We start from the raw sequence: 20811 nt of genomic DNA, 5'->3' as shown, positions 1-20811 counted from the left end.
GGGCGCCCCAGTAGCCCAATTGGCAGAGGCAGCGGACTTAAAATCCGCGTGTTGTGGGTTCGAGTCCCACCTGGGGCACTTCGGCAGGGAGAGTCCTGTCTCTCTTCTGCCCATCACCTTTATCGTTCAGCGACTTTTCCCAGCAAGCTCGGAGATTCCCCACAGGCAACGAGTGTTATAGGGATGTGACCTGAATCACTTATTTTCGTGGATCAATTGCACTAGTTTGAGTCGTAATCAGGAACACCTGAGTAAATCGCATCAAAGGCAGTTCGCACCTTTCGATCGAGGAGACAACGCATGTTTGATCTTTCCCCAGCGGCGCCCCGAGCCGCCAAGCTAACAGCGCTTGGCATTGGGGTCGCTCTCTTGGCCACAGCTTGTGGTGGGTCATCGACTCCAACCCAGACTGGGTCTTCATCCGCCGCCGCAGCAGGCATCTCCTGCCCGGCACCGAGCGCCGGGGCGGGAGCCGGTAACAGCCAGGCTGCCACCAACGCGGGACCTGTACCTCCCTCGACCACCACCACAGCCACGCCGCTTAAGCTTGGTTCGCTCCTGCCGACAACGGGGTCGCTGGCGTTCCTCGGCCCGCCCGAAATTGCCGGTGTCAACCTTGGCATCAAGGAAGTCAACGACGCCGGCGGCGTTTTGGGTGCCCCTGTCTCCGTGGTCCACCGCGATTCCGGTGACACCAAGACTGACATCGCTACGCAGTCCACCACAGCTCTGCTGGGTCAGGGTGTCAGCGCGGTGATTGGCGCAGCCTCGTCCGGTGTTTCCAAGACGGTTATCAACCAGATCACCGGCGCCGGCGTTATCCAGTTCTCGCCGGCAAACACCTCGCCTGACTTCACCACGTGGGACGATAAGGGCCTTTACTGGCGGACCGCGCCGTCCGATGTCCTGCAGGGTAAGGTCCTCGGCAACTACATGGCCACCTGTGGTGCCCAGACCGTCGGCATGATCGTCCTGAACGACGCTTACGGCACGGGTCTGCAGAAGAACGTCAAGGAGGCCTTTGAGGCCGCCGGCGGCAAGGTCGTTGCTGAAGAACTCTTCAACGAAGGCGACTCGCAGTTCAGCAGCCAGGTTGACAAGGTTCTCGCTGCCAAGCCTGACGCCATCGCACTGATCACCTTCGACCAGGCCAAGAGCATCGTCCCCCTGATCACCGGCAAGGGCGTCAAGCCCACGCAGCTGTTCATGGTTGACGGCAACACCTCGGACTACAGCAAGGACTTCCAGGCAGGCACCTTGAAGGGCGCACAGGGAACCATTCCCGGTACGTTCGCCAAGGATGACTTCAAGAAGAAGCTCCTGGCTATCGACCCGGCCCTGAAGGACTACAGCTACGCAGGTGAATCCTACGATGCCGTGAACCTGATCTCGCTGGCCTCCGAGGCAGCGAAGAGCACCAAGGGCACGGACATCGCAGCCAAGCTGAAGGAAGTTTCCGAAGGCGGCGAGAAGTGCACGAGCTTCGCAGCCTGCGTCACGCTGCTCCGCGAGGGCAAGGACATCGACTACGACGGCCAGTCCGGTCCGGTAACGTTCTCCGACGCTGGTGACCCCACAGAGGCGTACATCGGTATCTACGAATACCAGGATGACAACACCTACAAGCCGGTCCGCGAGGAGTTCGGCAAGCTCTAAGCCGAACACCTGCAGGCCGCAGTAACCAACAGGTCCCCTTCCTCTCGGAAGGGGACCTGTTCTGCTGTGCGTGCGAAGCTGCTAGTTGCGATACGGTTCAAAGCCGGTGAGGACCCGCTCAACCATCCGGACGCCCTGCTGCTCGAATACGGAGTCTCCCGTCTGGTGGGCCCAGACAACGGTTCCGACGGCCTGGTTGATGTTCTCCAGCCTCCACAGCTCGCCCTCCGGGCCCTGGGAGACAGTCCTGCCCAAACCCTCGAAGAACGCAGCCTGCAAGCGTGGAGCGGCCAGGAGTTGCTGATGACTGAGCCTCACCAGGTCGTGGACCCAGGGGCGTAATTCGGCACGTCCGAAGTCGATGATCCTGACCTCTTCGCCGTCCCGCAGCCAATTTCTAGGCTGGTAGTCACCATGGGTGGTCACCAGCTGCACGGGACCGAGGTGGTGGTCCGTGACGCCTTCACTGAGGCGGGCTAGTTGGTCCTCAGGCAGCAGTCCCTGTGCCCGTTGTATCCACGCCCGGGTTTTCCGTGCCAGGGCCGCAGGATAGTCGCTGGACACGGCTACGGGGCTGTGGAGCGCGGCGAGCAACGCACCCGCCTGACGATACGTCTCGGGTTCTGACTCAGCCGGTGTTCCCGCAACCGGGGATCCGGGCAGGTACGCGGTGACCAGGAGTCCGGCTTCCGCTGAAGCATGCTTGAGGACGGGCACCCTGCCCTCAAGCCCGGGCAGCCCCCGTGAATAGGCGGCGATCTCCCGGCGTATGTGGTGGCTGGTGAGGCTGGCTTTGACAATGTATTGGGCGTCGTCCCGGGTGGACAGCTGCAGGACTGTGGTGTCCTGCAAAGGCCAGGAATGGTCGTGGACTACGGTGAAGGGACCCAGCCAGGACGTCAAGAGGCCGGTCTGCTTTTGGGTGATCGCCGGGGTCATCAGTCCAGCATGACATCCCCGCGCGCCTGGCGGGACCAGGCGTGGAACCGTTCCCAATGGCGGGTTAACCACGGAGAACCCCGGGATACTGTCCCGGGGTTCTCCGTGGTGTAGGCGGCTGGTTGCCTAGACCTCGTCTGCCAAGGTTCCCAGATACAGCTGGATGACCTTGGGGTCTTTCATCAGCTCACGGCCGGTGCCGGTGTACGCGTCCTTGCCCTGATCCAGGACATAGCCGCGATCGCAGATCTGAAGGCAGCGGCGGGCGTTCTGTTCCACCATGATGACGGAGACACCGGCCCGGTTGATCTCGTGGACCCGGAGGAAGGTCTCGTCCTGCTTGACGGGGGAGAGGCCTGCCGAAGGCTCATCAAGGAGCAGCACGGCCGGGTCCATCATCAGCGCCCGTCCCATGGCCACCATCTGCCGTTCACCACCTGAGAGGGAGCCCGCGCGCTGGGCACGCCGCTTGGCCAGCTCAGGGAAGAGGCTGGTGACAAAATCGAAGCGCTCGGCGAACACCTTGGGCCGCTGGAAGAGGCCCATCTGCAGGTTCTCCTCAATGGTCAGCGTGGCAAACACATTGTTGGTCTGCGGGACGAAGCCAACGCCCTGGGTGACCAGTTTGTTGGCCTTCAAGCCAGTCAGGTCCTGTCCACGGACCACTACTGTGCCGGAGTGGACTTTCACCAGTCCGAACATCGCTTTCAGCAGGGTGGACTTGCCGGCGCCATTGGGGCCAATGATTCCGATCAGCTCACCCTTCCTGGCTTCGATGCTGCAGCCGTTGAGGATGTTGACTCCGGGGAGGTACCCGGCTACGAGATTGGTGACCTTGACGACCGAATCATCCGAGGGAGTGTCCGCCGATGCGGGCATTGCGCTGGTGGCGCTCATTTCTCGCCCTCCTTCTTGACTTCTTCAATGTCGGACAGGATGCCTGCGTCTTCGGTGCCCACAACCGACTCTTCGTCGGCCTCCAGTTCTGCCTCTAGTTCCTTGATGCCTTCTGCGTCGCCGAGGTCGACGTCGTGGTGGGCGCCCAAGTAGGCGTCGATGACGGCCGGGTTCTTCATGACTTCACCGGGAGGGCCTTCGGCCACGACCTTTCCTTCTGCCATGACCACCACCCAGTCGGCGATGTGGCGCACCATGTTCATGTCGTGCTCCACGAAGAGAACCGTCATGCCCTCGGCCTTGAGGTTCTTGATGTGGTCCAGCAGCGATTGCGTCAGGGCGGGGTTGACGCCGGCCATGGGCTCGTCGAGCATTACCAGCTTGGGTCGCACCATCAGCGAACGGGCCATTTCCAGGAGCTTGCGCTGGCCGCCCGAGAGGGATGCGGCGTAGTCATCCTTCTTGGCATCGAGCTTGAACTTTTCCAAGAGCACATGCGCCTGCGCCGTGATCTCTTTTTCGCGGCCACCCCACATGCCCTTGAACAGGGCCTTGGAGAGACTCTCGCCGGGTTGGTTGGCTGCCCCAAGGCGCATGTTCTCCATGACGGTCAGCTTGCCCATCACCTTGGTCAGCTGAAAGGTGCGGACCATGCCCATACGCGCCACTTTGTAGGAGGAAACGCCGGCCAGGCTGTTGCCTTCGAACTGCCACTTGCCCGTGTTGGGGGTGTCGAAGCCTGTGAGCAGGTTGAACAGGGTGGTTTTGCCGGCCCCATTGGGGCCGATCAACGCGGTGATCTTATGGCGGGGGATTTCAAGGTACTCGACATCCACTGCGTTGATGCCGCCGAAGGACCGTGTGACGTCCTCTGCCACCACAATGGGGTCGCGCTTTTTGCAGCCGGGAGTGTTTTCCCCCACCGCAATGGGCCGCGAGTCCGTCATGTAGTCGATGTTCTCAGCGTTGGCTGTGTTTGGTTCGTTGGTCTCACTCATGCGAAAGCAAGCTCCTTCTTATTGCCGAAGACGCCTTGCGGGCGGAAGATCATCAGCAGCATCAGCGCGACGCCCACAAGGATGTAACGCAGCTGGCCGGCTTGGACGGTGGTCAGCCACGTGATGGCGCCTGACTCGATGAGGCCGTAGAGCAGGCTCTGCGTCAGGGAGAGCACAACCCAGAAGATCATTGCTCCGATGACCGGCCCCAGAACAGTGGCCATGCCGCCAAGCAGGAGGCAGGTCCACAGGAAGAACGTCAGTTCCGTTCCGTAGTTGGAGGGCTGGACAGCGCCCCGGGGGAGAGTGAAAATCATGCCCGCCAAAGCGCCAAGTACGCCGCCGATGATCAGTGCCTGCATCTTGTAGGAGTACACGTTCTTGCCCAGCGACCTGACGGCATTTTCGTCTTCGCGAATACCCTTCAGCACACGGCCCCAAGGGCTGCGCATCAGCAGCCAGACCAGCAGGCAGCAGACAATCACCAGTCCCCAGCCCACGACGCGTATGAAGAAGTCGCGGTTGTTCATGCCCATATACGACCCTTCAGGGAAGGGATTCATGGAGAAGAAGCTGCCCTCAAAGGCGGCGAGGCCGTTGGCTGAGCCGGTGATTGAGGTGAGCTGGTTGGTGGTGACCACGTAGCGGACGATCTCCGCCGCGGCGATGGTGACGATAGCCAGGTAGTCTGCCCGAAGCCGCAGCGTCGGGATACCCAGGATGAACGCGAAGATCACCGAGCACAGGATCGCAATGACCAAGGCGATGAAGAAGGGGGCCTTGAAGGTCAGTGTCGAGATGGCGAAGCCGTAGGCTCCAACCGCCATGAATCCAGCCTGGCCGAAGTTCAACAGGCCTGAGTAGCCGAAGTGGACCGCGAGGCCCAAAGCGGCAAGTGCGTAGGCCGCCGTCGTCGGACTGAACATTTCGCCGAGGGCGCTGGAGAGAATAAATCCGAAGTCCATGGCCCGCTCCTAACCCACACGCTCACGCCGGCCGAGGATACCCTGCGGTCGGAACAGAAGGACAACAATCATGATGAACAGGGCTCCGACGTACTTGAGGTCTGCCGGAAGGCCGAACACTGTAGTCAGTTCCACGAAGATGCCGACGACGATCGAACCGATCAAGGCGCCGAATACGGTTCCCAAGCCACCGAGGGTCACGCCCGCGAAGATGAGCAGCAGGATTTGCGAGCCCATGTCGAAGGTGACACCTGGCCGGTAGTAGGCCCAGAGGATGCCGCCCAATGAAGCGAGGACACCGCCGACGATCCACACAATACGGATGACTGAATCGACGTCGATGCCCGACGCTGCCGCCAATGCAGGGTTGTCGGCCACGGCGCGGGTTGCCTTGCCGAGGCGGGTCTTGAGCAGGACGATGCCGATCAAGGCGATGACAACCGCACTGATGACCAAGGACCAGAGGTTGTTCGGCGAGATGGACACAGGACCAAGCTGGATCTCAGCGCTCTGGGCACCGGGCAGTTGCTGCGTTGCGCCGCCGAAGAAGAACTGGATGACGTAGCGGATGGCCAGCGCGAGGCCGATGCTGACGATCATCATGGGGACAAGGCCCGAGCCGCGACGCCTCAACGGACGCCAGAGTCCGGCATCCTGGACGTAACCGAAGAGTCCGCCGCCCACCAGGGCGAGCAGGATGGCCAGCCAGAAAGGCAGGCCGATGCCGTTGAACATGAACACCAGCACCGCGCCGAGCGTCACCATTTCGCCGTGGGCAAAGTTGGTGAGGCCCGTGGTGCCAAAGATCAGGGATAGGCCGACAGATGCCAGTGCGAGCAGCAGCCCGAAACTGAGACCTGCCACCAGGCGGTTGAGGAGGTTTTGGCCGAAGTCCTGCTGTTGGACCACGATGCCTTTGCCGAACGCAAAGATCACGGACAAGTTGGACGTCTGGCTGAAGCTGACGTCGCGGGGATTGTCCTGGCCGTCCGCTAGCTTGATGCCCTCGGGCAAGGTGGAGGTATCAAGTTCTACGGTGTATGTGCCTTGCACGGGAACGCCGATGCTCCAGGCGCCGTTGGACCCGGAGGTGGCTTCACCTTCGAACCCGTTGCCGGTGGCTTTGATTTTCACCCCGGGTATTGGTGCGCGGGCATCATCGCGGAGGAAGCCGCTGATGTTGTTTTGGAAAGTGGTTGGTGTTGGCGAAGGCGAGGGGGTGGTTGCCTCCGCCGCGGGGGCGGCGATCAACAGAGTGGCGATGAGGGCAGCAAAGAATGCCCCCACGACTCTCTGCAGTCCCTTGGACCGTCTGATGGACGGGTCGCTCAGTGTGCTTCTCAAAATGGAAACCTCCACAGTGGGGGTGGTCCCGGCTGCGCCATTGCAGCCGGTGCGAACGGTCATGGGGCTTGTGAACAGTTCTTGCCAAGCTGCCTCGATGTGATCTAAGTCACCCATGTGAGGCCAATGCTACCGCTCGGTGCAAGCAAAGAATGCACGGAACGGGGGTCCTTAGATCGCGATCAGATAACAACTGTGAAGCTGCGGACAACTCGTGATGTAGCAGCGCTTAAGTAAACCTTTGTTGTTTGAGGGTGTTCCTAAACGTTCAGTCGGGCGCCCGCAGGGGAGACTGTTCCACTTCCGTGTCACGGTTGCGTTTCGTCTAGGTGAACAAGGGAACTTTCCCTGCACGGCACGCGTGGTAATTGGTACCGTGAATTATCACTTAGCCCTTTTTCAGGAGGACACCCGCAATGGCACTTGGCGGAAACCCAGTCTTCAACGGAAAAAACTTCCGTGGAGCAAAACAGGCACCGCCTGTACCGCAAAATCCGTACGGCCAGCAGTTTAACCAGGTACCCGGCCGGGCACCGAGCCAGGTCATGGACGGCCAGGCGGCGTGGTCTGCCCAGCAGCAGAACATGACCAACGAGCAACTGCAGCAGATGTACAGCCAGCCTTCGGCCGGCCCCGCCGACACCGGCCGCATGACCTATGACGACGTCATCATGAAGACCGTCGCCTGCCTTGTGGTCTTGGTCATTGGCGCCGGCGTCACCCTGTTCGTTGCCCCGGGCCTGTCCAACCTGCTGATGATTGTCGGTGCGCTGGGCGGATTCGTTCTGGCCCTGGTCAACACCTTCAAGAAGCAGCCCTCGCCCGCCCTGATCCTCGCTTACGCAGGCCTCGAGGGACTCTTCCTCGGCGGCCTCACCCGCGTGCTGGACGGCATGTACCCAGGCGTCGGCATGCAGGCCGTCATCGGTACCCTGGCCGTCTTCGGCGTAACCCTGGTGCTCTTCAGGAGCGGCAAGGTCCGCGCTACCCCCAAGATGGTGCGCTTCTTCATGATCGCCACCATCGGCTACGCCGTCTTCGCGCTCATCAACCTGGTCATGATGTGGACTGGCGCTGTGCAGGAGCCGTTTGGCCTGCGCACCAGCGTGGAGATCTTCGGTATCCCGCTGGGTGTCTTCATCGGCATCCTGGCCATCGGGCTGGCAGCCTTCTCACTGATCATGGACTTCACCAGTATCGAGGAAGGCGTCCGCGCCGGCGCTCCCGAGCGCTACTCCTGGGTCGCAGCCTTCGGCCTGACGGTCACGCTGGTTTGGCTCTACGTCGAAATCATCCGTCTGCTGGCAATCCTGCGCGGCGACGACTAACTCCTCTGGAGTAACTGACGACGAAAATGCCCCCGAGAGTATTCGGGGGCATTTTTGCGTTCGCGAGGGGTGAGGTCTCGGCTGTATAGGCGGCCCTAAGCCGCGAGACCTAACCCCTCACGCTAGCTCAAGCGTTCGAAAACAACCGCCATTCCCTGGCCGCCACCAACGCACAGCGTGGCCAAGCCCAGGGTTCCGTCGCGTTCCTTCAAGCCGTTCAGCAATGTGCTGGTCATGCGTGCACCGGTCATGCCGAAGGGGTGCCCCAAAGCAATGGCACCGCCGTGGACATTGAGCTTGGCAGGGTCGATGCCCAGCTCCCGGGCGCTGGCGACCACCTGTACGGCGAATGCCTCATTGAGCTCCACGAGGTCGATGTCCTGCATGGTCAGGCCGGCCAGCGCAAGGGCGCGCCGGGAAGACTCCACCGGCCCCATGCCCATCAGCTCGGGGGAGAGGGCGCTGACGCCAGTGGAAAGCACGCGTGCCAGGGGTTCGAGGCCCAACTCGCGGGCCCGGGAGTCGCTCATGACCACAACAGCCGCAGCGCCGTCGTTGAGTGGGCAGGCATTGCCCGCGGTGACGGTGCCGCCGGGCCGGAATACAGGCTGCAACGCGGAGACGGCCTCAAGGGTCACCCCCGGCCGGGGAGAGTCGTCCCGGTCCACCACAGTGCCGTCCCTGCGGGTGTACGGCGTGATGTCGCGGGAGTAGAACCCGGAGGCTATTGCGGCTTCGGCGCGGTTCTGGCTCAGCACGCCCCATTCGTCCTGCTCGGCCCGGCTGATGCCATAGCTGGTTGCGACGTTCTCGGCCGTTTGGCCCATGGAAATGTAGATGTCCGGCATCCGACCGCCCAAGCGGGGATCCGTCCAGGGAATATTCGATGCCGAGCGGGCTGCCGTGCGCTGCGCTGCCGGCTCGAAAAGCGGATTGTGGTTGGCTGAGTCGGTTTCTCCCGCCCCAGCCCAGTCCTGGTACCTGGAGACGCTTTCCACTCCCGCCGAGACGATCGCGTGCGCTTCTCCGGCCTTGATGGCGTGGAAGGCCATGCGCAGGGTTTGCAGGCTGGACGCACAGAAGCGGTTGATCGTCGCGGCCGGTACTCGGTCCAGGCCGGCCAATACGGCCACTACCCGTGCCATATTGGATCCTGCTTCTCCGCTGGGTTCTGCGCAGCCGAGGAGGATGTCGTCCAAGCCGCGACCGTCATCGGAACCAGGGTCGAAGCCGGGAAGTTTCGCCAGGGCCGCCTGCACCATGGCGGTGGCGAGGTCGTCCGGGCGTTCGTCCTTCAGGGAGCCTTTGAAGGCCCGGCCAATAGGACTTCTGGCGGTGGAAACGATGACAGCCTCAGTCATGGCCCCAGCTTACGCCCGGCATCGGGGCAGACGCCGGGCGAAAGCGGTGAGAGGGTCAAGCCAGGCGAAGGGCGCCGGCCGCCGGGGTTACGGTGAAGATGTCCGGTTCGGTGAAGCCGGCTTCCGCGAAGGAACGAACGACGGCGTCCCGCACCTGCTGCTCCCGGCCTACCGGAGTCAACGCGATCGCCGAGCCGCCGAAGCCGCCGCCGGTCATGCGGGCGCCGATGGCGCCGTTTGCCCTGGCTGTCTCCACGGCAACGTCCAGCTCGGGGCACGAGATCTCGAAGTCGTCGCGCATGGAAACGTGGCTGGCGTCCAGCAGGGCACCAATGCTTGCGGGCCCTTGTTTCGTCAGGACTTCCACAGTCTGGAGCACGCGGTCGTTCTCGGTGACAATGTGCCGGACCCGCTTGAGCGTTGTCTCGTCCAACAGCCCTGACGCTTCCTCCAAAGCCTCGAGGCCGACGTCGCGCAGGGCTTTGACGCCCAGTACCTCGGCACCCAACTCGCAGGACGCGCGCCGTGACGCGTAGCCGCCGTCGGCGTGTGAATGCGACACCTTGGTGTCGATGACCAGCAGGACCAGGCCGGACGCTTCGGCGTCGAACGGCACGAGGTCCACGTGCTGGTCGCGGCAATCCAGGAAGACCGCGTGTCCCTTGGCACCACGCAAGGATGCCGATTGGTCCATGATTCCGGTGGGAGCGCCAACGAACACGTTCTCGGCCCGCTGAGTTGCCAGGACGAGGTCCTCGGCCGCGAATCCGGCACCAGTGAGCTCGTTGAGGGCCGTGATGACGGCGCACTCGATGGCGTGGGAGGATGACAGCCCCGCGCCCAAGGGAACGTCGGAGTCAAGCAGCAGGTCAAAGCCCGGGACCGCGACTCCCAGTTCCTGCAGGGCCCAAGCAACCCCGAGCGGGTAGCGGGACCAGCCTTGCCCGGATCCCGGTTCCAGCCCTGTGAGGTCGGTGTCGACCAATCCATGGCCCCCGAAGGTGGACAGCAAGCGCACCTTGGAGTCATCGCGCAGACGCAGGGCGACCCTGGCGGTCTTGTCGATCGCAAACGGCAGCACGAAGCCTTCGTTGTAGTCCGTGTGCTCGCCAATCAGGTTGACGCGACCAGGCGCTTGCCACACGCCGTCGGGGCGTGATCCGAACGTCTCCTCGAAGCGGGCGGACAGGACGGCGGCGTCGGTGGTGGTGGTGGTCATGCGGGAGTGCCTTCCAAGGTCTTGGCCGGAGAGTTGGCGGGGGAGACGCTTCGCAGGCGTTCCGCCACCGCTTCCGGTGTTGTGTCGTTGATGAACGCTCCCATGGCGGCCTCTGAGCCGGCCAGGTACTTGAGCTTATCGGCCGCGCGGCGGGGCGAGGTGAGCTGCAGGTGCAGCTGGCCAGCGGGGCGAAGGGAGGCGTCCAAGGGGGCCTGGTGCCAAGCCGAGATGTACGGCATGGGAGTTGGGTAGAGGGAGTCCAAGCGCTTGAGCAGATCCAGGTAAACGTGGGAGAGCTCATCGCGCTCTTCGCCCGTGAGCGCCGCCAGGTCCGGAACGTTGCGGTGCGGGACAAGGTGGACTTCCAAAGGCCAGCGTGCAGCGAAGGGTACGTACGCGCTGAAGTGCTTGGCCTCCAGGACCATGCGGCTTCCGTCGTCGCGCTCTGCCCGGAGGAGCGAGGCCGCGAGCGTTTCTTTGGCGTCGACGTCGTCGTAGTACTTCCGGGCCACGGCGCCGAGCTGGGCGGCACGCGGCGTGACGTACGGGTAGGCGTAGATCTGGCCGTGGGGATGGTGCAGGGTGACGCCGATGTCCGCGCCGCGGTTCTCGAACGGGAACACTTGCTTGATGCCGGGCAGGGCGCTGAGGGCCTCGGTGCGCTGGGCCCAGGCTTCGATAACCGTGCGGGCGCGTGTTTCGCCCAGCTCCGCGAACGAGCCGGTGTGCTGTGGGGTGAATGCCACTACCTCGCAGCGCCCCAATGCAGGACCGGTGGTGCCATGACCGGAGAAGCCTGCAGCGGGAGCCGGGGGAATGTCGCCCAAGGCGGGGCCCAATGAGGGGAAGCGGTTCTCGAACACCACGACGTCGTAGTCCGCGGCCGGGATTTCGGAAGGGTTGGCCACCGTAGTGGGGCAAATGGGGCATTGGTCTGCTGGAGGAAGATGGGTGCGGCTTTGACGGTGGGCCGCCACGGCGACCCAGTCGCCGGAGAGGGCGTCGTACCGGACCTCGCCGGGTTCTCCGCGGGCTGGAAGGTCTCGATGATCAACCAGCGATTCAGGGGTGCGCGCCGGCGTTCCGGGATCGTCGAAGTAGATCAGCTCGCGGCTGTCCGCAAGGCGGGTGCTGGTAATGCGACTCATGGACCCATCATTTCATAACTAACCAAAAACGCATAGATTCTAACAAAAGTTAACATAGTGTTCCGTGGACCATGGTTCGGATGCAGTACGGTATTGCCATGCCTGCCTCCGTGTCACCTGCCGAAAACTCCCGGGAATCCGCCCCGCGCCGCTTTGCCACCGGCCGACAGTTCGAACTCCGCCGGGGCGACGCGCTCGCCGTCGTCACTGAGCTCGCGGCTGGCCTGCGGCTCTATAGCCGTGGCGGTGTCCAGCTGACAGAAAGCTATGGAGACGCCGAAATCCCTCCTGGCGCTACAGGCATCACCTTGGCGCCCTGGGCGAACCGCGTGGATGGCGGCACCTGGCATCTTGACAGCAAGAAGCAGCAACTCGACATCACCGAAGTCTCCCGCAACAATGCCAGCCATGGTCTCCTGCGCAACACCGGATACGCGCTGGTGGACGAGTCGGAGTTCTCCGTGACCCTCGAAGCCACCGTCTTCCCCCAGCACGGATACCCGTTCCAGGTCCGGCACCTTGTGAAGTACGAACTCGATGACAACCTTGACCTTCGCGTCTCCCAGACGCTGGTCAATGACTCCCAAAGCGAGGCGCCCTTTGTCCTCGGCGCCCACCCATACCTTCGCCTCGGGGACATCGCCCCGGAGGACCTGATCCTCACAGTGAGGGCAGCTACGCGATTGGTGGCCGACGAACGTCTGATTCCGCGTACTTCGGTAACCGTGGACGGGGAATACGACCTCTCCGCCGGAAGCGGTGTGGGCGGCCTTGACGTGGACGTCGCTTTCACGGACCTGGCGTTCGACGGCGGCGTGGCCCGCCATGTGCTGACGGCACCTGATGGCCGCAGCGTGAGCCTTGAACAGGACCAAGGCTGCCAGTATGTCCATGTCTTCGTCACCGACACCTTTCCGGGCCGCTCCAAGGCCGTGGCAATCGAGCCCATGACCGGCCCGGCCAACGCGTTCAACAGCGGCGAGGGGCTCCGTTGGCTGGCGCCCGGTGAGGCGTTCACCATGAACTGGGGCATCACGGCATCCCTTTAGTGCTTGGAGAGCCGGTTTCCCATACGGCGCGGGCTACGGAATTATGGGGTCATGACGCCAACACCGGACGCCAAATCCCGCTCTGATCGCCAAATCGCCGAAGACATCCCGTATGGGGTCCGCATTGCCGCCGCCTGGTCGTGGCGGGCTGGCCTGATCCTGCTCATGATTGGTGCTTTGGTCTGGCTCCTGGGCAAAGTCAGCTTCCTCATTATCCCCGTCATGGTGGCGGCCCTTCTGGCCGGCCTGCTGCATCCCGTTGTGACATGGCTGCGGAACCGCAAAGTGCCAAACGGTGCGTCGGTTGCCATCACTGTGCTGGGTTTCATTGGAGTGATCGGTGGCGCCCTCGCCTTGGTGGGACGGCAGCTCGTTTCGGGCTTCGGTGAACTGTGGCAGGAAGCCTTGGCCGGCATACAGCAGATCCAGACCTGGCTTGCCGACGGGCCCCTGCATCTGACGGCCGACCAGATCGACCAGTACATTTCCGATGGCGCCAACGCGCTTCAGAACAACAGCAGCAGCATCCTCAGCGGGGCATTGTCCTTTGGCAGCACCGCCGGCCACTTTGCCGCCGGACTCGTATTGGCCCTCTTCATCCTGATCTTCTTCCTTCTGGAAGGCAGCCGGATCTGGGCTTTCCTGGTGCGGCTGTTGCCCAAGACCGCCCGAAGGGCCACTGATGGCGCCGGCCGCCGAGGCTGGACCTCGATGGTCAGCTACGTGCGGATCCAGATGTTCGTGGCATTCATCGACGCCGTGGGCATTGGCGTGGGTGCGGCCATCATCCAGGTTCCGCTGGCCCTGCCGCTGGCAGTCCTCGTCTTTATCGGGTCCTTCATTCCCGTGGTGGGTGCACTGGTGACAGGAGCCATTGCGGTGCTCCTGGCCCTGGTGGCCAACGGTCCGGTCAACGCCCTCATCATGCTGGCCATCGTCCTGCTGGTCCAGCAGTTGGAAAGCCACATCCTGCAGCCGCTCATCATGGGCAAGGCCGTGGCTCTGCACCCAGTAGCCGTGATCCTCTCGGTAGCCGCAGGGTCATACCTTGCCGGAATCCCGGGCGCGCTGTTCGCTGTCCCCTTGCTCGCTGTAGTAAACACGGCAGTTCGCTACATTGCGGGCCGGACGTGGGAACATGATGAGGGGTTGGATGGGGCAGAACTCCAGCCAGGAACCGCTTCGGCGGGACCTGACGTAGACGCCAACTTCAAGGAGATCCGCCTTCCCAAGCCCGAATCACGTCTTGGCAAAGGCATCGCCGGCAAGAACAAGGCGGCGGGGAGTACCTCGGTTGAGGACCCCGCAGCCGACACCAACAAAGGAGAATAGTCAGTGAATACCCTCGAAACCCTGCCCGTCACGCTGGACGATGTCCTCAAGGCGCAGGAGCTGCTCGAGGGCATTATTACCAAGACTCCGGTGGAGTCGTCCCGGGCACTGGGCCACCTCGTGGGCGGCAACGTCTATTTCAAATGTGAGAACCTGCAGCGCGCCGGATCATTCAAGGTCCGCGGCGCGTACGTACGGATGGCCCGGCTCACGGACGCCGAAAAGAAGCGTGGCGTTGTGGCCGCCTCGGCCGGTAACCATGCCCAGGGCGTGGCAGTAGCCGCCAAGAGCCTTGGCATCAACGCCCGCATCTACATGCCCCTTGGTGTGGCCCTTCCCAAGCTCGCGGCCACGCGCAGCCACGGGGCGGAAGTTGTCCTTCACGGCCACAACGTTGATGAAGCACTGGCCGAGGCACAGCGGTACGCCAACGAAACAGGGGCAGTCTTCGTCCACCCCTTTGACAACGTGGACGTCGTTGCCGGACAGGGCACCATCGGCCTTGAAATCCTTGACCAGATCCCCAACGTGGACACCATCCTGATGGGCGTCGGCGGCGGTGGACTCCTGGCCGGCGTAGCCGTGGCCATCAAAGCCAGGGCGAAAGAACTCGGCCGCGAGATCCGGGTCATTGGAGTGCAGGCAGAAAACGCCGCCGCCTACCCGCCGTCGCTGGCAGCCGATGCGCTGGTGCCGCTCAAGAAGGTGTCCACCATGGCTGACGGCATCGCAGTTGGACGGCCCGGGCAGCTCCCGTTCAGCATCATCCGCGAGTTGGTGGACGACGTCGTCACCGTCAGCGAAGACTCCCTCGCGCGGGCCCTGATCTTCCTCCTCGAACGGGCCAAGATGGTAGTTGAGCCCGCTGGCGCGGTCGGAGTAGCCGCCCTCATGGACGGCAAGATCGAAAACCCGGGGAACACCGCCGTCGTACTTTCCGGCGGCAACATCGATCCCATGCTCATGCTGAAAGTCATCCAGCGCGGTCTCTCGGCCGCAGGCCGGTTCATGACTGTCCGCATGATGCTTGACGATCGCCCTGGTTCATTGGCAACAATCGCCCGCATCATTGCCGAAAACGATGCCAACGTCACAGGCCTGGACCACACCCGCTTGGGTGGCTCCATCAGCATGGGTGACGTCTCCATCACCATCAACCTGGAAACCAAGGGCCACGAACACGGTGAACAGGTACTCGGCGCACTGCGGGCCGAGGGCTTCCAGCCGATCGTGGTGCACTGACGGGAGGGCACCCATGGTGCTGGAAACGCCTGACGGATCAAAAGCCGAGGCCCGGGAGTCGCTCGCGGTTCGGGCCAAGGGCGGCCTGCTCTTCATGGGCGGGTTCGTGGTCCTGCTCTATGTCATTGAATTCCTCAACACCCTCATGCGGCACGGACTCAACTCCACCTTTGGCCTGCGTCCGCGCACCATGGACGGCGTCCTGGACATCCTCACGTTCCCGCTGCTGCACGCGAACTTCAACCACCTGCTCTCCAACACCCTGCCGCTGCTGATTTTTGGCTTCCTGGTGTTCTTGTCGGGGTTCCGGGTCTTCCTCACGGCCTTGGCATTCAGCTGGCTGGGCTCAGGGCTTACGGTGTGGATCATCGGCGGGGGAGGGGTGACAGTGGGTGCGTCCGGATTGGTCTTCGGGCTATTCGCGTTCCTGCTGGTGCGGGGGTTCTTCAACCGCAGCTGGTGGCAGATCCTGCTCTCCGTGGTGCTCTTCATGGCCTACGGCAGCATCCTGTTCGGGGTGCTGCCCACGGTCATGGGTTACGTCTCCTGGCAGGCACACCTGGGCGGAGCGGTCGGTGGCATCATTGCAGCCCTCCTGTTACGTCCCAAGTCCAAGCTGGCCACCTAGGACGCCAAGAACCACGAAACGAAAAACGCCGGCCCGCCCCGCGAGGGGGAGGGCCGGCGTCGTGTATTTTCGGCCGTGGTCAGGCGACGTACGGCTTGGCGGAAACGATCTCCACCGGGATTTCCTTGCCGTTGGGGGCGGTGTAGCTCAGCTTGTCGCCCTCCTTGTGTCCGATGATGGAGGCGCCCAAGGGGGACTTCTCACTGAAGACATCCAGGTCCGAATCTCCGGCGATTTCGCGGGAGCCGAGCAGGAACGTCTCTTCGTCGCCGGCGATGCGGGCAACCACCAGCATTCCGGGCTCAACGATTCCGTCATCGGCGGGGGCCTCGCCCACCTGGGCATCGCGGAGGAGCGCAGTGAGCTGGCGGATGCGGGCCTCGATCTTGCCCTGCTCTTCCTTGGCCGCGTGGTAACCGCCGTTTTCCTTCAGGTCGCCTTCCTGGCGGGCAGCTTCGATCTTCTGGACGATTTCCGCCCGGCCAGCGCCGGAAAGGTGGTCCAGCTCAGCCTTCAAGCGGTCGAAAGCTTCCTGGGTAAGCCAAGCCGCAGTGGCGCTGTTGGTGGTAGACACGGATTTCTCCTCTAGATCTGACAATGCAAAAGACCCCGCCGAGGTGGCCACTCGTGGAACTCAGTAACCAACTTAACGGGGTGAAGGTTTCATCCATTGTAGTAAATCCTCTGGACGAACCCAAACCGGTTGAGTCGTGGGTCACACGATTGTTATTTACCGCTGTCCACGATCCAGCAACTATCTACGACGCCTGAGACGGCCGGGGACTCGGTCCGCAAGACCGTGCGCTGGACAGTGGTGCTGCCGCCGTCGGCGCTTTCCTCGGGCGGGTTGGGACCGATTTCGACCACTTTCCAGCCCACTACGGCGAACTTGGAGTCCATGGCTTTGATGGCGCATTTGGCGGTGGCTCCGGGGTACTTGGTGACTTGGTAGTCCACCTCGGCCTGGGTCCCATCCACCGTGCTGTACCCGATGTCTTTGAACGTGACAGGGGCCTGTGCCGAGGATGTGGCGACCCAGCCGGCGAACGCGATCCCGATGATCAGGGCGGCGATGATGATGTTCCGCTTGGTTTTGCGGGCCATGGCGCGCTTTTGACCGCCGTAGCGATTGGCTAGGCTGTTGTTTGCCGGTACTCGGGTGGCCGATAGGTCCTCTGAAGTCACCCGTCCAGTTTAGTGCGGATGCCGGTACCTCCGTACCGCCCCACAATGCATCGTCCATGAAAGAGGAGCCGTCAAGTGACAGCGTCCAGCAGTTCCGACCAGCAGCTTCGGCTGCTTGCCGTCCACGCCCATCCGGACGATGAGTCCAGCAAAGGCGCAGCCACCATGGCGATGTATGCAGCCGCGGGTGTGGACGTCATGGTTGCCACCTGCACGGACGGCTCGCGTGGCGATATTCAGAACCCCGCCATGGAGGACGCTCCGCATCCGAAGAGGGACATGGCCGGTGCCCGCCGTGGTGAGATGGCCAACGCGGCTGCGGTCCTCGGGATCCAGCAGCGCTGGCTCGGGTTCGTGGACTCCGGACTGCCGGAGGGAGACCCGCTCCCTCCGCTGCCACCGGGCTGCTTTGCGCTGCAGCCGCTGGAACGCGCGGCCGCGCCATTGGTTCATTTGGTCCGGAACTTCAAGCCCCACGTGATCCTCAGCTACGACGAAAACGGCGGCTACCCGCACCCGGACCACATCATGGCCCACAAAGTGGCCGTCGAGGCCTTCGAGGCTTCCGGAGACCCAGGGCGCTATCCGGACATGGGGGAGCCTTGGGCACCCAGCAAGCTCTACTACGACCGCGCCTTCAGCCCGGACCGGTTCCGTGCCCTGCATTTCGCCTTGGAAGAAGCGGGCCTGCAATCCCCTTACGCCGAGCGCCTCGCAGCATGGCTGGAAGCCGACGCCGAGGGCCACACTCCGCCGGCGCCGGCGCATCCCACAACCACGCAGATTGATTGCGGGGACTTTTTCGAGGCCCGCGATGATGCTCTCCGTGCACACCGCACCCAGATCGATCCCGTCGGTTTCTTCTTCGCCGTATCGCCGGACCTGCAGCGCACGGCATGGCCGTGGGAGGACTACTCGTTGATCAAGTCCCGGGTCCCTTCCGAGCTGCCGGAGAAGGACCTCTTCGCGGGGATAAGATAGGAACGCCGACAGTTTCTATCGCTCGTAGAAATTTCCCGGTGGCCAACCAGCTTCCGGCTACGCGCTGCCAGTCGGCACGCATCAGCTCCCATAGAAGGTTTGAACGTGCACCACTTGATTCTCGCCCTGACCGTCACTCCGTCGCCCGATCCCACGGGCACGCTGCGGCCCGGCCTGTCCGAGGACCAGGTGACGCCGGGTACTTGGGGCTTCGTCCTCACGGCCTTCATCGTCATCCTGACCACCTTCCTGATCGTGGACATGGTTCGCCGCATTCGCCGCGTCCGGTACCGGGCACAGGTGGAGGAAGCGCGCCTGGCGGCTGAGGCGGGAACTCCGTCAGAGGCAGGCGGCCCGGCAGATGAGAACGGCGATGCCGGTCCCGCAGCCCGCTGACACCAGCGGCGCCGACTGGCCCGGGGCAGGCAATGCCCTGGGCTCGGAGCCCTCTGCCTATCTGCGCCAGCACGCGGACAACCCCGTCTTCTGGCGTCCCTTCGGCGATGACGCCTTTGCCTTCGCCGCCGAGCGCGACGTGCCCGTGTTTCTGTCCATTGGATACGCCGCATGCCATTGGTGCCATGTCATGGCTCACGAGTCCTTTGAAGACCAAGAGACTGCCGACTACCTGAACGCCCACTTTGTCCCGGTAAAGGTGGATCGGGAAGAACGCCCGGACGTCGACTCCGTCTACATGGCCGCGACCCAGGCCATCAGCGGTGAGGGTGGCTGGCCGATGTCCGTTTTCCTCACGCCGGAGGGCCTGGCCTTCCACGCCGGGACGTACTTCCCGCCCACCCCGCTGCCTGGCCGCCCGTCCTTCCGGAATGTCCTTGAGGCTGTCCATGAAGCCTGGGTGGAGCGCCGCGCCGGCGTGGAGCAGAATGCCAGGGGTTTGGCCGCCACGATGTCCAACGCGCAGCTCGCCGGGGTGGTCCGGCTCGACGGCCCGCCCGAGCTGCTGGACGCGGACCTTCTCCCCGAAGCCGTAGCGCTTCTGGCCCGTTCGGAAGACCACGACGCCGGCGGGTTCGGAACCGCTCCCAAGTTCCCGCCGTCGGCCGTTCTGGAGTTCCTCATCCGGCACGCGGCCGCACCTTCAGATACAGCGGACGCGGCACGGGACATCGCCGGGCGCGCGCTTGCCGGCATGGCCCGCTCCGCGTTGCGCGACCAACTCGACGGCGGATTCGCCCGCTACTCCGTGACGGCGGACTGGTCCGTACCGCATTTCGAGAAAATGCTCTACGACAATGCGCAGCTGCTGCGGGTCTACGCACACTGGACGCGGCTGGGTGGCAATGAGGTGTTCTCGGCCACTGAAGCGGCAAAGGTGGCGTCCACGTGTGCGGACTGGATGCTGGACGCACTGCGGCTAAGTGGAGGCGGACTGGCTTCTTCACTGGACGCGGACACCGTAGTGGACGGGGTGCATCACGAGGGCGCCACGTACCTCTGGACTCCCGAGTCGTTGGTGGCCGTCCTTGGCCCGGATGACGCCGCAGCCGTGGCAAGACTGATGAATGTCGGCGCAGAAGGGACCGTTTCCACGCTGGGATCGCCGCTGCATCCGGCACGGCTGTTGTCCGACGCCGGAGGCAGGCTCTGGGAGCGTGTCGGGCCCAAGCTCCTTGATGCACGAAACCTCCGTAACCAGCCGGCCAGGGACGAGAAAGTTGTCGCAGGATGGAACGGCCTGGCCGTTGCCGCCCTCGCGGAAGCAGGCGCAATCCTGGATCGACCGGAATTGCTCGAAGCGGCGGAAGCCGTGGCCGAGTACCTGGCGGGAGTCCACTGGGATGCCGAGCAACAGCTGTTGGTCCGCGTTTCGCACGATTCCCGGGCGCGTGGCATCGGTGGCCTCCTGGAGGACTACGCTTTCTGCGCGGACGGCTTCCTTGCGCTGTACGCCGTCACGGGAACCAAGCGCTGGTACCGCCTTGCCGAGGATCTCATCCTTGCCGCGTGTTCGCGGTTCATCGAGAACGGACAACTTGCCGACTCGACGGGGGAGTCCGCGCAGGTGTTCAACGCCCAGGGCCAACACGCTGCCTTGGACCCGTTCGACAATGCGACACCGAGTGGTGCTGCAGGATTCGCCGGAACCCTGTTGACCTACGCCGCTTATTCGGGCTCGCACGAACACCGGCTGATGGCCGGTAACATCCTCGGCCTGCTCCCGCCCCTGGCCACCCGCGCGCCCCGGGTCGCAGGGTGGCTCCTTGCCACGGCCCAAGCAGCCTTGACCGGGCCGGTGGAAGCCGCCGTCGCCGGTCCTGACTCGCCGCTCCGAAGGGAACTGCACGCTGCACTGCTGAAGTCAGCCAGCCCGGGGCTGGTGGTCGCGTTGCAGCGAGAGGACGACGCAGGGTCCCCGGCCGGTGAGGCTGAGGTACCGCTGCTGCAGCACAGGACCGCGGCCACGGACGGCTCACCGCAGGTGTACCTGTGCCGTGGCATGGTCTGCGAACGGCCCGTGGGCAGCGTGGCCGAAATGCAGTCCCGGCTGGCGGGCATGGCCTCGGGCGGTTGAGCCTGC

At 63.5% G+C, this 20811-nt stretch carries 19 protein-coding genes and 1 tRNA gene; 10 read left to right on the top strand and 10 right to left on the bottom strand.

Features of this window, described 5'->3' with window-relative positions; translation table 11 throughout:
• Nucleotides 1–4: 4 nt before the first annotated feature.
• Nucleotides 5–78, top strand: a tRNA-Leu gene (locus ACFRJ9_RS10715).
• A 222-nt stretch (nucleotides 79–300) separates the two neighbouring features.
• Nucleotides 301–1656 (top strand): ABC transporter substrate-binding protein, encoded by a 1356-nt coding sequence (locus ACFRJ9_RS10710; RefSeq protein WP_377667343.1) that lies wholly within the window; start codon nucleotides 301–303, stop codon nucleotides 1654–1656.
• Between the two features lie 81 nt (nucleotides 1657–1737).
• Here the strand turns inward: ACFRJ9_RS10710 and ACFRJ9_RS10705 are convergent, their stop codons facing one another.
• The 5 genes from ACFRJ9_RS10705 to ACFRJ9_RS10685 form a co-directional block, all read right to left on the bottom strand.
• On the bottom strand, nucleotides 1738–2595 hold the full coding sequence (locus ACFRJ9_RS10705) for a phosphotransferase (protein WP_377667340.1): 858 nt from the start codon (nucleotides 2593–2595) through the stop codon (nucleotides 1738–1740).
• Between the two features lie 126 nt (nucleotides 2596–2721).
• The gene (locus tag ACFRJ9_RS10700; RefSeq protein ID WP_377667337.1) at nucleotides 2722–3492 is read right to left on the bottom strand and encodes an ABC transporter ATP-binding protein; all 771 of its coding nucleotides are present in this window, start codon (nucleotides 3490–3492) and stop codon (nucleotides 2722–2724) included.
• Nucleotides 3489–4490 (bottom strand): ABC transporter ATP-binding protein, encoded by a 1002-nt coding sequence (locus ACFRJ9_RS10695; protein WP_377667335.1) that lies wholly within the window; start codon nucleotides 4488–4490, stop codon nucleotides 3489–3491. Before ACFRJ9_RS10695 ends, ACFRJ9_RS10700 begins: the two co-directional genes overlap by 4 nt.
• Entirely contained in the window at nucleotides 4487–5455 is a 969-nt protein-coding gene (locus ACFRJ9_RS10690) for a branched-chain amino acid ABC transporter permease (RefSeq protein WP_377667333.1), read from the bottom strand. Before ACFRJ9_RS10690 ends, ACFRJ9_RS10695 begins: the two co-directional genes overlap by 4 nt.
• A gap of 9 nt (nucleotides 5456–5464) precedes the next feature.
• Nucleotides 5465–6862 carry a branched-chain amino acid ABC transporter permease gene (locus tag ACFRJ9_RS10685; RefSeq protein WP_377667331.1) on the bottom strand — a complete coding sequence of 466 codons (1398 nt, stop codon included), beginning with the start codon at nucleotides 6860–6862 and terminating at the stop codon, nucleotides 5465–5467.
• Between the two features lie 353 nt (nucleotides 6863–7215).
• On the opposite strand from ACFRJ9_RS10685, the gene ACFRJ9_RS10680 reads away from it, so the two are divergent.
• Nucleotides 7216–8127 carry a Bax inhibitor-1/YccA family protein gene (locus tag ACFRJ9_RS10680; protein WP_377667329.1) on the top strand — a complete coding sequence of 304 codons (912 nt, stop codon included), beginning with the start codon at nucleotides 7216–7218 and terminating at the stop codon, nucleotides 8125–8127.
• Nucleotides 8128–8249: 122 nt separating this feature from the next.
• On the opposite strand, the gene ACFRJ9_RS10675 is transcribed toward ACFRJ9_RS10680, so the two are convergent.
• From ACFRJ9_RS10675 to galT, 3 genes are read right to left on the bottom strand one after another with little or no spacing between them, the layout of a single operon-like run.
• Nucleotides 8250–9488: an acetyl-CoA C-acetyltransferase gene (locus tag ACFRJ9_RS10675; RefSeq protein ID WP_377667327.1), complete on the bottom strand. Its 1239-nt coding sequence runs from the start codon at nucleotides 9486–9488 to the stop codon at nucleotides 8250–8252.
• Nucleotides 9489–9543: 55 nt separating this feature from the next.
• Complete coding sequence (gene galK / locus ACFRJ9_RS10670) at nucleotides 9544–10707, bottom strand: galactokinase (protein WP_377667324.1); 1164 nt, start codon at nucleotides 10705–10707, stop codon at nucleotides 9544–9546.
• Complete coding sequence (gene galT, locus ACFRJ9_RS10665) at nucleotides 10704–11855, bottom strand: galactose-1-phosphate uridylyltransferase (protein WP_377667322.1); 1152 nt, start codon at nucleotides 11853–11855, stop codon at nucleotides 10704–10706. The genes galK and galT overlap by 4 nt, the downstream gene beginning before the upstream one ends.
• 80 nt (nucleotides 11856–11935) lie before the next feature.
• Between galT and ACFRJ9_RS10660 the strand changes: the two genes are divergently transcribed.
• From ACFRJ9_RS10660 to ACFRJ9_RS10645, 4 genes are read left to right on the top strand one after another with little or no spacing between them, the layout of a single operon-like run.
• Nucleotides 11936–12904 (top strand): aldose 1-epimerase family protein, encoded by a 969-nt coding sequence (locus ACFRJ9_RS10660; protein ID WP_377667647.1) that lies wholly within the window; start codon nucleotides 11936–11938, stop codon nucleotides 12902–12904.
• A gap of 51 nt (nucleotides 12905–12955) precedes the next feature.
• A complete protein-coding gene (locus ACFRJ9_RS10655) occupies nucleotides 12956–14236 on the top strand; it encodes an AI-2E family transporter (protein WP_377667320.1) in 1281 nt (426 codons plus the stop codon).
• A gap of 3 nt (nucleotides 14237–14239) precedes the next feature.
• Nucleotides 14240–15478 (top strand): threonine ammonia-lyase, encoded by a 1239-nt coding sequence (gene ilvA / locus ACFRJ9_RS10650; protein WP_377667318.1) that lies wholly within the window; start codon nucleotides 14240–14242, stop codon nucleotides 15476–15478.
• Between the two features lie 13 nt (nucleotides 15479–15491).
• Nucleotides 15492–16106, top strand: a complete 615-nt coding sequence (locus ACFRJ9_RS10645; RefSeq protein ID WP_377667315.1) for a rhomboid family intramembrane serine protease — start codon at nucleotides 15492–15494, stop codon at nucleotides 16104–16106.
• 79 nt (nucleotides 16107–16185) lie between these two features.
• On the opposite strand, the gene greA is transcribed toward ACFRJ9_RS10645, so the two are convergent.
• The gene (gene greA, locus ACFRJ9_RS10640; RefSeq protein WP_377667313.1) at nucleotides 16186–16680 is read right to left on the bottom strand and encodes a transcription elongation factor GreA; all 495 of its coding nucleotides are present in this window, start codon (nucleotides 16678–16680) and stop codon (nucleotides 16186–16188) included.
• 152 nt (nucleotides 16681–16832) lie between these two features.
• A complete protein-coding gene (locus ACFRJ9_RS10635) occupies nucleotides 16833–17291 on the bottom strand; it encodes a DUF4307 domain-containing protein (protein ID WP_377667311.1) in 459 nt (152 codons plus the stop codon).
• A gap of 75 nt (nucleotides 17292–17366) precedes the next feature.
• Here ACFRJ9_RS10635 and mca point away from each other — a divergent pair, with 75 nt between their 5' ends.
• The 3 genes from mca to ACFRJ9_RS10620 all read left to right on the top strand — a co-directional run bounded on the left by mca (nucleotide 17367) and on the right by ACFRJ9_RS10620 (nucleotide 20805).
• A complete protein-coding gene (mca, locus tag ACFRJ9_RS10630; RefSeq protein WP_377667308.1) occupies nucleotides 17367–18272 on the top strand; it encodes a mycothiol conjugate amidase Mca in 906 nt (301 codons plus the stop codon).
• Nucleotides 18273–18377: 105 nt separating this feature from the next.
• Nucleotides 18378–18668 carry a hypothetical protein gene (locus tag ACFRJ9_RS10625; RefSeq protein WP_377667306.1) on the top strand — a complete coding sequence of 97 codons (291 nt, stop codon included), beginning with the start codon at nucleotides 18378–18380 and terminating at the stop codon, nucleotides 18666–18668.
• The gene (locus tag ACFRJ9_RS10620; protein WP_377667304.1) at nucleotides 18646–20805 is read left to right on the top strand and encodes a thioredoxin domain-containing protein; all 2160 of its coding nucleotides are present in this window, start codon (nucleotides 18646–18648) and stop codon (nucleotides 20803–20805) included. Before ACFRJ9_RS10625 ends, ACFRJ9_RS10620 begins: the two co-directional genes overlap by 23 nt.
• Nucleotides 20806–20811 lie beyond the last annotated feature (6 nt).

The organism is Paenarthrobacter sp. NPDC056912 (assembly GCF_042786555.1).
In the GTDB taxonomy this organism is placed as follows: domain Bacteria; phylum Actinomycetota; class Actinomycetes; order Actinomycetales; family Micrococcaceae; genus Arthrobacter.
The sequence above is the reverse complement of the archived record's forward strand: the minus strand, read 5'-3'. Positions and strand labels throughout refer to the sequence as shown.

Excerpts from the sequence above, each read along its gene's own strand:
- ACFRJ9_RS10695 (WP_377667335.1), bottom strand. The coding sequence starts at position 4,490 with ATGAGTGAGACCAACGAACCAAACACAGCCAACGCTGAGAACATCGAC.
- ACFRJ9_RS10700 (WP_377667337.1), bottom strand. The coding sequence starts at position 3,492 with ATGAGCGCCACCAGCGCAATGCCCGCATCGGCGGACACTCCCTCGGAT.
- ACFRJ9_RS10705 (WP_377667340.1), bottom strand. The coding sequence starts at position 2,595 with ATGACCCCGGCGATCACCCAAAAGCAGACCGGCCTCTTGACGTCCTGG.
- ACFRJ9_RS10690 (WP_377667333.1), bottom strand. The coding sequence starts at position 5,455 with ATGGACTTCGGATTTATTCTCTCCAGCGCCCTCGGCGAAATGTTCAGT.
- ACFRJ9_RS10710 (WP_377667343.1), top strand. The coding sequence starts at position 301 with ATGTTTGATCTTTCCCCAGCGGCGCCCCGAGCCGCCAAGCTAACAGCG.
- ACFRJ9_RS10620 (WP_377667304.1), top strand. The coding sequence starts at position 18,646 with ATGCCGGTCCCGCAGCCCGCTGACACCAGCGGCGCCGACTGGCCCGGG.
- ACFRJ9_RS10680 (WP_377667329.1), top strand. The coding sequence starts at position 7,216 with ATGGCACTTGGCGGAAACCCAGTCTTCAACGGAAAAAACTTCCGTGGA.
- galT (WP_377667322.1), bottom strand. The coding sequence starts at position 11,855 with ATGAGTCGCATTACCAGCACCCGCCTTGCGGACAGCCGCGAGCTGATC.
- ACFRJ9_RS10660 (WP_377667647.1), top strand. The coding sequence starts at position 11,936 with ATGCAGTACGGTATTGCCATGCCTGCCTCCGTGTCACCTGCCGAAAAC.
- galK (WP_377667324.1), bottom strand. The coding sequence starts at position 10,707 with ATGACCACCACCACCACCGACGCCGCCGTCCTGTCCGCCCGCTTCGAG.
- ACFRJ9_RS10655 (WP_377667320.1), top strand. The coding sequence starts at position 12,956 with ATGACGCCAACACCGGACGCCAAATCCCGCTCTGATCGCCAAATCGCC.
- ACFRJ9_RS10675 (WP_377667327.1), bottom strand. The coding sequence starts at position 9,488 with ATGACTGAGGCTGTCATCGTTTCCACCGCCAGAAGTCCTATTGGCCGG.
- ACFRJ9_RS10685 (WP_377667331.1), bottom strand. The coding sequence starts at position 6,862 with ATGACCGTTCGCACCGGCTGCAATGGCGCAGCCGGGACCACCCCCACT.
- ACFRJ9_RS10645 (WP_377667315.1), top strand. The coding sequence starts at position 15,492 with ATGGTGCTGGAAACGCCTGACGGATCAAAAGCCGAGGCCCGGGAGTCG.